This is a genomic window from Gottfriedia sp. NPDC057948 (assembly GCF_042887255.1).
Lineage (GTDB): Bacteria > Bacillota > Bacilli > Bacillales > Bacillaceae_G > Gottfriedia.
In genome coordinates this window covers 783,831-796,309 of sequence record NZ_JBHVPN010000001.1, presented here as the reverse complement: position 1 = coordinate 796,309, position 12,479 = coordinate 783,831, and the positions used below count along the sequence as shown (strand labels likewise).

At 33.9% G+C, this 12,479-nt stretch carries 8 protein-coding genes and 1 riboswitch; of the genes, 1 reads left to right on the top strand and 7 read right to left on the bottom strand.

Annotated elements, in window-relative coordinates; all coding sequences use genetic code 11:
* Positions 1-6 precede the first annotated feature (6 nt).
* A riboswitch (cobalamin riboswitch) is annotated at positions 7-205 on the bottom strand.
* Positions 206-473: 268 nt separating this feature from the next.
* From ACFVRR_RS03695 to ACFVRR_RS03685, 3 genes are all read right to left on the bottom strand, one after another.
* Entirely contained in the window at positions 474-1,862 is a 1,389-nt protein-coding gene (locus tag ACFVRR_RS03695; RefSeq protein ID WP_387324741.1) for an amino acid permease, read from the bottom strand.
* Positions 1,863-1,991: 129 nt separating this feature from the next.
* Positions 1,992-3,347, bottom strand: coding sequence for a branched-chain amino acid transport system II carrier protein (brnQ, locus tag ACFVRR_RS03690; RefSeq protein WP_387324739.1), 1,356 nt, complete (start codon positions 3,345-3,347; stop codon positions 1,992-1,994).
* A 666-nt stretch (positions 3,348-4,013) separates the two neighbouring features.
* Positions 4,014-4,775, bottom strand: coding sequence for a TSUP family transporter (locus ACFVRR_RS03685; RefSeq protein ID WP_387324737.1), 762 nt, complete (start codon positions 4,773-4,775; stop codon positions 4,014-4,016).
* 110 nt (positions 4,776-4,885) lie between these two features.
* Here ACFVRR_RS03685 and ACFVRR_RS03680 point away from each other — a divergent pair, with 110 nt between their 5' ends.
* Entirely contained in the window at positions 4,886-5,668 is a 783-nt protein-coding gene (locus ACFVRR_RS03680) for a TrmB family transcriptional regulator (protein ID WP_387324735.1), read from the top strand.
* 561 nt (positions 5,669-6,229) lie between these two features.
* On the opposite strand, the gene ACFVRR_RS03675 is transcribed toward ACFVRR_RS03680, so the two are convergent.
* The 4 genes from ACFVRR_RS03675 to ACFVRR_RS03660 all read right to left on the bottom strand — a co-directional run bounded on the left by ACFVRR_RS03675 (position 6,230) and on the right by ACFVRR_RS03660 (position 12,014).
* Entirely contained in the window at positions 6,230-7,576 is a 1,347-nt protein-coding gene (locus ACFVRR_RS03675; RefSeq protein WP_387324732.1) for a GntP family permease, read from the bottom strand.
* Between the two features lie 18 nt (positions 7,577-7,594).
* The gene (gene gntK / locus ACFVRR_RS03670; RefSeq protein ID WP_387324730.1) at positions 7,595-9,139 is read right to left on the bottom strand and encodes a gluconokinase; all 1,545 of its coding nucleotides are present in this window, start codon (positions 9,137-9,139) and stop codon (positions 7,595-7,597) included.
* On the bottom strand, positions 9,139-9,864 hold the full coding sequence (locus tag ACFVRR_RS03665; RefSeq protein ID WP_387324727.1) for a GntR family transcriptional regulator: 726 nt from the start codon (positions 9,862-9,864) through the stop codon (positions 9,139-9,141). The genes gntK and ACFVRR_RS03665 overlap by 1 nt, the downstream gene beginning before the upstream one ends.
* A 509-nt stretch (positions 9,865-10,373) precedes the next feature.
* On the bottom strand, positions 10,374-12,014 hold the full coding sequence (locus ACFVRR_RS03660; protein WP_387324972.1) for a S53 family peptidase: 1,641 nt from the start codon (positions 12,012-12,014) through the stop codon (positions 10,374-10,376).
* Positions 12,015-12,479: the final 465 nt, after the last annotated feature.

Genomic DNA, 12,479 nt, shown 5'->3' with positions numbered 1-12,479 from the left:
GGTCAAACAGCGTCGTTAGAATAGGCAGGTCTCCTGACTTAAGAATCTTTGTAAATAAAAGCCTTCCCTATTTTAATAAGTGGCATCTTCATATTTACTCCTCTATTACAGTGGCGGGACCGTGTTGGAATTAAACCAAACTTCCCTTTTAAGTAAATGATTTCAAACTTTGAACTTCATTTACACCTATTCCCTACTATTTAGTTTTCATCATTTTGTCATAAAATGCAAAAATAGTCAAAATATTTATTTTTTATTTTCCGAACTATTTAAAAAAAATTTTTATTTTGGATTAAATAAATGCTGTTGATTTAGTAATTCAAGAAATTAAAAAATGCGTTCGTATATTAATCTCATCCAGTTTCATTACTGTTTGATCTTATCATACGAACGCATTGATTGTTTATAAAATTTATTTTTTTATTGAATAGCTATGTTCAAAGAAACATCTTACCATCAAACTAAGTAATGTATTAATTAGCTATTTCTTCATCTGATTGAGCATCTAATGGTACACGTTTTCCGATACCAAAAGCATAGAAACAAACGACAAGGATTGCCAAGAAAATAATCCCTACAATAAGTGAGATACGTGTGTCATCATTAAACCACATACCGATCAATACCATAACTAAATAGGCTAATGTTAAGTAGTTAGTAAATGGTGCAAAAGGCATTTTAAAAGGATGATTTTTAATTTCATCTCCTTTTACTTTTCTGAAACGAATATGACTAATTAAGATGACAAACCACGGGATCATCCCAGGAAGTACACTTGCACTGTATACATACACGAATAAGTTTTTTGGTGCAATAAAATTTAAAATAACACCAATTACTAAACCAATTAGTACACCGAACGTACCGAATAAAGGCACTCCGTTATTTGAGACTTTTGTAAAATATTTTGGTGCTTGTCCATTTATACCTAATGTATAAAGCATGCGACCTGCACTATAAATACCACTGTTACAACCAGACAATGCAGCAGTGATTACGACAAAGTTAATAATTCCAGCTGCAGCTGTAATACCAAATTTTGCAAAAGTTACAACAAACGGGCTACCAATCGAATTTAGTTGATCCCAAGGGAAAACTGTTACAATTACAAAAATAGCACCAATATAGAAAATTAAAATACGCCAAATAAGACTTTGAATCGCATCTTTTAATGTTTTTTTCGGATTTTCTGCTTCTCCAGCTGTAATACCGATTAATTCAACGCCTTGATAAGCTCCAACAACTAGTGAAAGTGCAAAGAAGAAACCTGACCAACCACCTGTAAAGAAGCCGCCATTTTTCCAAAGGTTAGATATACCAATCGCATTTCCACCGTTTCCAAGACCAAAGAAAATAAGACCAAATCCTGCAACAATCATCAATAAAATCGTAACGACTTTAATCATTGCAAACCAAAATTCAAATTCACCAAATGATTTAACCGAAATTAAATTTGCTGCACCAAGAATCACAATTGCAATAATTCCTGGTATCCAAGCAGGTAAGTCTGGAAACCAGTACTTCATATATGCCCCAACTGCTATAATTTCTGACATTCCAACAATAACCCACTGGAACCAGTTACTCCAAGCAGTCATATACCCTGCTAAAGGGTGTATATATTTATGGCCAAATGTCGCAAATGAACCAGTACTTGGCTCTAGGTATAACATTTCCCCCATTGCACGCATAATGAAGAAGATAAATATCCCCGAAATTGCATAAGCAAGCATTACTGATGGGCCTGTCCAATGAATGGTACTCGTTGAACCCATAAATAAACCTACACCGATTGTACCGCCTAAAGCAATCATCTGAATATGGCGCGCTTTCAATCCTTTTTTCAATTCCTTTTGTGCCATTCTATTTCCTCCCCTTCCTGATGAAACAATTGTCACTTTTTGAATCAACCTTAAAAACTTCTCCCCTAAAACCATTACTAACTTACTTTAGAATATTTACAGTTATAAAGCTTCTTTATTTTCCTATCATTAACTGATCTTTCGAATTGAACTTGGAATATTTTCCTTATTTTTCTTTCGTAAAATACTAATAAAATAACCAATAAAACCACCAATAATAGCTGGAAATATCCAACCTAAACCTAAACTATACAACGGGAGGTACTTAGTGAAGAAATGATGAATTACTTCAATTTGTATTCCAGCTGAGTTTAACCCATCAAAAAGGCTGACAATAAAAGTTAAGATCAAACTACCTTGATACACTTCTGACCTACCTTTAAATGTATAGTGTAAGAATGTTAAGAAAATTAAAGATATAGCGATAGGGTATAGTGTCATTAATACAGGAATTGAAACTTTAATTAACTGAGTTAACCCTATATTAGCTATAAGTGTACTAAATACAGTCATAATGATCGCAATTTTTTTGTAAGAAATGGCTGGAAACAATTCATGAAAAAAAGTAGAACAAGCAGTGATTAGACCTACACTCGTAGTCAAACATGCCACTGTAATCATTAAACCTAATAATATTGCCCCATAAGAACCAAAATAATAGTCTGAAACTTTCGCTAAAACTTCAGCTCCATTATCTAATCGACCAAGTTTCTCAACACTAGAAGCTCCCATATAAGAAAGAGCTGAATAGATTATTGCTAAAAGTGAAGCAGCTATTGCTGTTGACTTTCCACAAATGATCATAAGCTGTTTTTTATTCGTAACTCCTTTTCCTTTAATTGCGTTTACAATAATAATTCCAAAAACAAAAGCTACAAGAGCATCCATTGTTAAATAGCCTTCTTGGAAACCTTTAAAAAACACATTTGTTGTGTACCCTTTAAATGGCTCTTGAAATTTCCCAATTGGATGAACAATAGCGATAACAACAAGCAATCCGATAAACGTTAATTTAATAGGAGTTAGAAATTTTCCTACTACATCAATAATCTTTGTAGGATTAAGTGATAACAAGCATGTAACTGTGAAAAATAAGATTGTAAATATGATTAATGCACCAGGACTTGCATCATTTGATAAAAAAGGTTTAACGCCAATTTCAAACGATACATTCCCTGATCTAGGGATAGCAAAAAATGGACCAATTGCTAGATAAAGAACCGTAGTAAATACAATACCAAACCACGGATGTACACGTCTAGCTAAAGATTGCAAATTTTTTTCACCTGAAAAAACAAAAGCTGTAACACCTAACAATGGTAATCCAACTCCAGTAACTAAAAAGCCTGCATTGGCGATCCATAAGTTTTTTCCAGCTAACTGTCCAAGTATAGGTGGAAAAATCAGATTTCCTGCTCCAAAAAACAGTGCAAATAACATAAAACCTAGAATGATTATAAAAGTATTAGGTACTCTTGGTGACATAAACAACAACTCCGATTAATAATTTGTATAAAGTTCCAAATTGGACTAATTTTCAGACCAAACAATCTTACCTCACATTTTCATCAAATTCAATAAAATTATATATAATAAGATCTTGTTTCTTCGCGTGATTATATTTTGTCACAAATTTTTCAAAACTATATAACCCAATTCAATTGATTCTCTTTAGATTTGTTGCTTCTAGAGTAAAGAATTTGGATTTAAGTGATCTAAAAGTAATAAAAAAAAGCACCTCAGTTGATAAACTTGGGTGCTTTTTTGCTGTTGAAATACAACCTTGTCAATTAAGATCGAATCTATGTATTATAAGAATCATTTCAAACTTTTTTCAAACTTAGCTCTTAAATATTTTTAACTTCTCAAGAATAACCAATTACTAAAGTTTGTTGATCTTATAAACCCGCTCAAACATATTAACATTTAAAATCATTATTAGAAAAGCAAAAATGAATAATAATATATAACAAGATTCACTTAAATTACGTCTGTCCATTTTATAATTCAACCCTCTACAGATACCCCATTCGTTAAACAGGAATGCTTTTTTAAAATCTAGTTCTATTTTCCTATTTTTTGATCAATCAATGGTTATTTTAAGGTACACTTTCATATTGTGAGCTTGTAGGAAGATCAGTATTTTAAAAGTTATTGAATATAATCATAAATATTCTTCACTAATAGTAAACAGGTTACTGCAATAAAAAGAGCACGTACATATCCACTTCCTTTTTTTATCGCAAATTTCGAGCCACATATCGCGCCTGCAATTTGTGCAATTCCCATTATGATTCCATAAGTGTAGTTTACTTGTCCTAAAAACATAAACATTAACAATCCAGCAATATTACTACTAAAGTTTAAAAATTTTGCATTGCCTGCAGACTTTAAAAAATCAAACCCAATCATTAAAAAAGCAAAAATTAAAAAGGATCCTGTTCCAGGTCCAATGAACCCATCATAAAAGCCAATCGCAAATATCGTAACTAAAAAAATAATGAATTGATAATTGGGTAAGTTTTTTTGTGTTGAAATGCTTCCCCAATCTTTCTTGAAAATAGTAAAAATTGCTACTGCTCCGAGCATAATTAACATCAATGGCTTAAGCAGTTCAGGGTTTAACAAATGTACAGTGTATGCACCTAATAATGAGCCAACAAATGAGAGTGGAAAAAATTTAAGCACTGATTTTAATTCGATTTTACCAGAACGATAAAACATTAATGTACTTGTTAGAGAGCCAATTGTCGCTGCTAATTTATTGGTAGCTACTGCCGCGGCAGGGTTAAGTCCAGTGAATAATAGTGCAGGTAGTGTAATCAACCCACCACCCCCAACAACAGAATCAATAAATGAAGCTAAAAATCCAAAACAAATTAAAATAATTAATAAAGATGAGTCTAGATGCATTTCTATCAACCTTTCAAAATAGTCACTACTGAAATAGTAACTAACAAATTGCTATCTGTAAATAGTTATTGTAAATTTATTACATAAACAAAAAATAGGAGTGCGAAAAAATGGAAGATCTAGTGCAACAGTTCAAAAAATTAGGTTTTAACGAATATGAAGCTAAATCTTATGTATCACTCGTTAAACAAGGTCCTGTAACAGCCTACCAAGTTAGCAAGGACTCAGGTATACCAAGAGCGCGTATTTATGATGTGTTAGGTAATCTTGTTGAAAGAGGAATTGTCTTGAAAGAGGAAATAAATGACACGACACGATATTCACCTCTGCCGGTTGAGATCTTTTTACAGAAGGCCCAATCAGAGTGGCAATCAACTTATTCTGTAATAAGTGACTCTTTAAACGACCTAGAATCATTTGGTGAAAAAGAGGACAACCGTGTAATTACATTAAAAGACTATAAAACGATTATTAACTATTGTGAGACGCTGATAAAAAAAGCAGAAAAACGGATTGTGATTTCAATGTGGGACGAAATGTATGAGGTTTTGAAAAAAGATCTGGTTCATGCGACTGAAAAAGCTACCATACAAGGAATTACGCTACACGTCGAAAATCCAATAGGGAATCTAGAAAGTCATCGTATTACACCATTTACTGAGACCAAGTCTACAGATCATTGGTTTATTTTGTCGATTGATTCTAAAGAGATGATTTATGGACCATCAATTGAAGAGCGCAGTGTTGCTTTTTATACAAATGATCCAGTTCATATTTATTTATTAGAGGATTATATATGGCACGATGTATTAGTAAATAGACTTGTCCGACGTAGTCAAGACCATTTAGAGCAATGGATTACTTCTGAGCGAAGAGCCTTTTTCACTGAATAATATTAAGCAAATTTAAGGAACAAATAAAATAAAGCATAAGGTCTTGATGAACTTATGCTTTGTTTCCAGTCTATTGTCTGTTAAACACATTTTGGTAATAACTTTTTTCAAGGTTTGAATTTTATCTTATAATTTTTAATACTGACAATCCCTTTATGCTTTTTTGAGTAATAATTGGTTGAAGATTATTTATGTCATTTGACCTGCATTTTTTCCAGTCCAAAATTATTAACAAAAGTAAAAAAAATTACCATATATCTTTAAATTTAGGTCTGTTTAACCAAAATAATATTATGCACTAAGCCTCAAACCTATATTCTTACAGAACTACATCTTTCAATAAATAAAGGGTATCATTACCTAATCGATTACCACGTTGAACTTGTCACGTTCTTCATTGAATGTCGATTAGTTCTTAAAGACTGAACGATAATAAAATAAAGAGCAGTATACCACTACTATAATACGTAAAAGTTTCTAAGTATTATAATGAGGATACTGCCCTAATAAATAATTAACCTATAGTAGGAGAAAAGTAAAACATCCTGCTAGTTTTTTCCATTATACGAATAAACTTAATAAAAGAATAAAAATCAATCCACAAACGGAAATTATTGTTTCTAGTAATGTCCAAGTTAAGAAAGTCTCTTTTATGCTTAACCCAAAATACTCTTTAAACATCCAAAAACCTGCGTCATTTACATGTGAAGCAATTAAACTACCTGCTCCAGTTGCTAGAACGACTAAAGCTAAGTTAACGTCAGAATGACCTAGCATTGGAAGGACTAAACCAGAAGTAGTTAATGCTGCAACAGTAGCAGAACCTAGGGAAATTCGTAGGATTGCTGCTATAATCCAAGCAAGTAAAATCGGTGAAATTGATGTTCCTTTGAATAACTCAGCTACATAATCACCAACACCGCCATCTATTAACACTTGTTTGAAGGCACCGCCACCTCCGATGATTAAGAGCATCATCCCAATATGTGTAATTGCAGTTGTACAAGAGTTCATAACTTCTTTAATTGGTATTTTTCTAGCTAATCCCATTGTATATATCGCCACTAATAATGAAATCACCATTGCAGTACCAGCATTACCAATAAATCGAATCGCTACTAGTAAACTATTATCTTCAAATCCAATTGTTTTTTGCAGTAAATTAACAATTGTTGCAAATGACATTAAAATAACAGGAAGTAAAGCTGTAAAAACACTGATCCCAAAACCAGGAGTTTCTTCAAGTTTAAATGTTTTTTGTTCACCTAAAGATGCAATATTACCCGTTTTTGTGAAGGATGCAGGTACTAGCTTTTTAGCAAGCTTTGTAAATAAAGGACCTGCGATAATAACAGTTGGAATCGCAATAATAAAACCATAAAGTAATACTTCACCAAGATTTGCACCATATTCACCAGCAATTGCTGTTGGACCTGGGTGTGGTGGTAAGAAACCGTGTGTTACAGATAATGCAGCCGCCATTGGAATGCCTAAATATAAAATAGAAACCCTTAATTGTTTTGAAATTGCAAATACGATCGGTATTAATAAAACTAATCCAACTTCAAAGAATAATGCTACACCGATAATAAACGAAGCAACAACGACAGCCCATTGAATATTCTTTTCACCAAATTTGTTAACAAGCGTCATCGCAATACGTTGTGCGCCACCAGAGTCTGCAATCAACTTACCAAGCATTGCACCAAGTCCGAAGATTAATGCTAAATGCCCAAGTGTTGCACCTAATCCAGCTTCAATAGTTGTGCCAATATTATCTGGTTTTATTCCAAGTGCTAAAGCAACCCCAAATGAAACAATAATTAATGAAACAAAAGTGTTTAATTTAAACTTCATAATTAAAAACAGTAATGCTAATATTCCTATTCCTACTATAACTAGTGGCATGGAAATCCCCCCAAAAATCTATTTATTTTTTTTAATTAATCCTCTTTGATAATTAGCAATTCGCTTATAATCTTTTTCTAACACTCTCGATAGGCTAATAAAGATTGGCAATAATTCTCGATATTCTCTTACTGCATCTTCATTAGGAGTATGTTTGTGAGTATTACCGACCATTTCAGATACTACTTCAAAGGATTCTATTTTTCCTGTTGCATAAAGACCTAAAATACAAGCACCAAGACATGAACTTTCATAGCTTTCTGGTACGACTACATCTAAATCAAAAATATCAGACATCATCTGACGCCATACATTTGATCTTGCAAACCCACCAGTTGCTTGGATTTTAGATACTGGTCCATCCATACATTCAACTAAAGCTAAAAATACTGTGTAAAGATTGTATATAACCCCTTCAAGTGCAGAGCGAATCATATGCTCCTTCTTATGTGCCATCGTTAAGCCGAAAAAGGATCCTCGAACATCAGGGTTCCATAATGGTGCACGTTCACCCGCTAAATAAGGATGGAATAACAAGCCATCTGCACCAGGTTTTACTCCTTCGGCAATTTTTGTTAATACTTCATATGGATCAATACCTAATCTTTTTGCAGTTTCAACTTCTGAAGCCGCAAATTCATCACGAATCCAGCGAAAAATCATACCACCATTATTCACTGGCCCACCGATGACCCAATGTTTTTCCGTTAATGCGTAGCAAAATATTCGTCCTTTTTCGTCAGTTTGTGGTTTATCAATAATCGTTCGAATTGCACCACTTGTCCCGATTGTGACTGCAATTTCTCCTTTTCGAATCGCATTCACACCAAGATTGGAAAGCACGCCATCACTTGCACCAATTACAAATGGAGTTTGTGGATCAATTCCCATTTGTCTAGCTAAATCAGGATTACAGTTTGTAAAAATCTCCGTAGTAGGTACTAGTCTTGATAGTTGATCAGTTGAAATCCCTGCTATCTGTAAAGCTTCCTCATCCCAATCTAATTTTTTAAGATTCATCATACCCATGGCTGAAGCAAGCGAATGATCTACAACATATTGGTCAAAGAATTTTTTAAATACATATTCTTTAATCCCAATATATTTTTTCGCTTTTTGTGCGATCTCTGGTCGTTCGTTTACAATCCAGGTAATCTTGCTTAAAGGTGACATTGGATGAATAGGAGTTCCTGTTCGTTTGTATATTTCGTGACCATTTAATTCATCTTTAATTTTATGAGTCCAAGACTCACTTCGATTATCTGCCCATGTAATACAAGGCGTTAAAGGTTGATCATTTTCATCCATGGCAATTAGGCTATGCATTGCACTACTAAAAGAAATAAATAATATCTCTTTTTGAGAATGTTGTTTCATTATTTTAGAAACCGCTTGCACTAAAGCTGTAAAGATCTCCTCTGGGTCTTGTTCAGCTGTTGAAATATCAGGTGTATAGAGTGGGTATCCGATATTCTCTTGCTGGATGACTTCACCTGTTTCAGTAAATAAAACGGCTTTTGTGCTTGTGGTACCGATGTCTAACCCTAACATATAGTTTGTCATTATTCTTGTTCTACTCCTTTTGAAAACATTTGTTGAGATCTCCATAGATCTTCTACTTTTCCTTGAACATCATCAAAGTTTTGATGTAAAGATTGAATCATAAGATCTCTATTCTTCGTACCAATTGCATCAATATATAATTGGTGATTATCGACTATTCGTAGAAAGTCTTCGTATTTTTCCTTAAACCGTACTCTCATTGATAAAAGTATAAACGCTTCCATAACTGGTTTTGCATTATTCCAGATCATCAAAATATAAGAATGATCAATCGCTCGAATAATCGTTTCATGGAATAATACATCTTGAAATGAAAACTCATCGGCATCTTGATATTTAATGGCAATTTTCATCATTTCAAGAATTTTACTCAGTTCCATTACCAATTCTTTCGTGTCTAATTTTACTAACCGTTCAAATACAAATGTTTCGATTAGTAATCGCACATCATATATTTCTTCTATTTCTTTTTCAGTTAATCCAATAACAACTGCACCCATTCTTTCTAAACGAATCAGATTTTCAGATGCTAAAGTTTTCAATGCCTCTCTAATAGGAGAACGACTTACATTAAAATCAGCAGCCAATTTATTTTCTGATAACTTGGTACCGCTTTCAATTAGACCAGAAATTATCTGCATCCTTAATTCATATGTTACACGATCACCAGCTGAAGCTTTTGATAGCCATTTTTCCGGATAAAGATATTTCTTTAATTCTGTCATAAGTTCACCTTCATTTCCATACGAGTATACTTGTATACAAGTATTATAAGAACATAATTTAAAAAATGCAAGCGCTTTTACTTCAAATTACTCTACTAGGTAATAGATTTTGAATATCATGAACAATTTATTACAACAAGTTTTTTTAATACGACGCTCCCGCCTAATTATGTATAACTAGTCATTATTTGTGGCTATTCATTGTTTAGGATTCCCATAATATCAATAGATTAGAGCAATCGAAATGACTTTGTATTGCTTTTAGAAGTAAAAAAGAACATGAAGAATAAAGTCATCATGTTCTTTTTTTATAAAATGATTTAGTTGCGTAATTTACCACATATTCCCAAGAGAGTTGAGGTATTCTTGAAAAAATTTTTATCATGTTTACTGCACCCTTTCAAGTATTTTCTTCATTATCAATTGACATGAATTTATGATTGACTCTAAATTTCTCTCTTTAATAAAAACGACAGCCTCCATTATTTTGGAGACTGCCGTTTTCTACTTTAAAACCCATTTATATCGCGAATTAAATTAAATGCATCTGGTGTCCCAATACCTGAAGCCATATCATAGCCAAATGTAGCCGGATAGTACAAGTTTGTTCCAGACGTAATATCATGATATGCTGCATATTTTTGAGTTGTATTAAAGACTTGATAAAGAGTTGGATTTGCTTGACCGAGGTTGCCTTTGCCATTTGCTTGTGCAAATTGATTATTGAGTGCAGCGATTCCAGCCCATAATGGTGCGGCAGCTGATGTTCCACCGACTACATGCCAAGCACCTCCAGTATAGATTGAATATCCGGTGTTAGGGTCGGCAGCTGCCGAAACATCTGGAACCTCTCTTTTTCCATTCGAATAACTGTTTTGGACACCAGGACCTGATTGGAATGACGGCATAGCATAAACTTTAGATAACCCTCCACCGTCACCTGATTTGGTTGTTTTGTTACTCCAAACGGATTCTGAACTGTATGAAGTACCGCTTAAATTCAGGTGAGTTCCGCCAACTCCAGTCACATACGGGTCATTTGCGGGACTATCGACCTCTAAAGTTCTACCTCCGGAATCGTAGGCACCATTGTCTCCAGACGCAGCAAAAATACTTTGTCCTTGGGCAGCAAATTGCTGGAATATGGTATGTAAGCTATTCATCGTCGCAGTTGCTTCATGCTGCTCACCGATTCCCCAGCTAACAGAAATTGACTTTGCCGTATTATCAGAGGCAATTTTTTGATAAGTATCAATTAAGCCTTGGGCGCTATTTGGGCCTTCGTATACAACCACTTGTGCTTTTGGAGCAATTGCATTGATTACCTCAATATCAAGTTCAACTTCAATTGCACCTTGCCCGGCAGCACCACTATAACCATCAATATATACATTAGTTGGTGCAGGGCTTCCTAGGCCATAGTAGTTGTTATAGGTACTAATGTTCGTTGCTTTATATCCGTCCAATTCCATGACTGCTACAGTTTGGCCAGATCCAGTATATCCGGCAGTTGCCAGTGGGTTGACATCGTAAGCACCTTTTAATTCAGACGGTGTATAACCGCCAGCTGGACCACTGCCCACTTTCGGTGTCACTGCTTTATTCTGTTGAGATGAACTACTAATTTTCGAATGTGTATAATGTGGTTCATTATTCAGACCTTCAACATTCGTAATCACTCCAGAAAATTCAGCGGGAATGGAAGGAGCTTGATCATTGGCATAGTAGGTTTCTCCATTTGAATCTTTATAGTTATTTATAGTTACACCAAAAGTATCCTCCATTTGACCAATGGTGCCACTGACGGTAATAAAGGCATTATTGGAAGAAACATTTTCGACTTTAAAGCCTTGGCTTGTCAAATAACTTTTAACATTGGCAACAGTTGTATCAGTTGGTCCATATTGATTTTTAAATTCGTCGGGAGTTAAGTATTTCTTGTAGTTGATGGAGTAAGGGTTTTTTAAGCTGGCAATATAATTATCCAGTTTATCGCTGTTTCTTAGCTGAAGGGAGATCGTTATAGAAGCTTTGGAGTTACGGTTTGTGTGACCAATGGAAGTGCCGTGATTTGCAGCGGTTGGAACTGCCTGAATAAGTTGTACATGTTTGGAAGCTGCGGCAAAAGTTGAGCCTCCTGGGAAATACATCGATAATGTTAACAATGAAGCAACAGTCGGTACTAATAATTTTCGGTTTCTTATTTTCATCCTTATACCTCTCCTTAGTTCCTAAATAATATTTTACCAACAATCTAGAAATCAAAAGACTTTTTTGAGGTTACCCGACTACCATGAAATTAAAATTCCCAGTCATTCCTTTTGGCGATCGGCTTCGGGTTATGTATCACCTTCTTTCAATAATACAATTTTCCATTTAGCATATATTTTTGTTATGTAAATGTTTATGATTTGAGTTTGACGTAAAAATTAGAATCTCCTGCAAAATCCATTTTTTTTAATTGAATTATAAAGAATCTTAAAGAATCTTAAAGTAACTAAACTCCCGGATAATTGTCGTACAAAGAAAAAAAGAGTTATTTTTAGCAACTCTTTTAAACTTTTTCTTATTAAAACCTCTTTTTTCTCACTCATGAATCCAATATGAGTAATAAA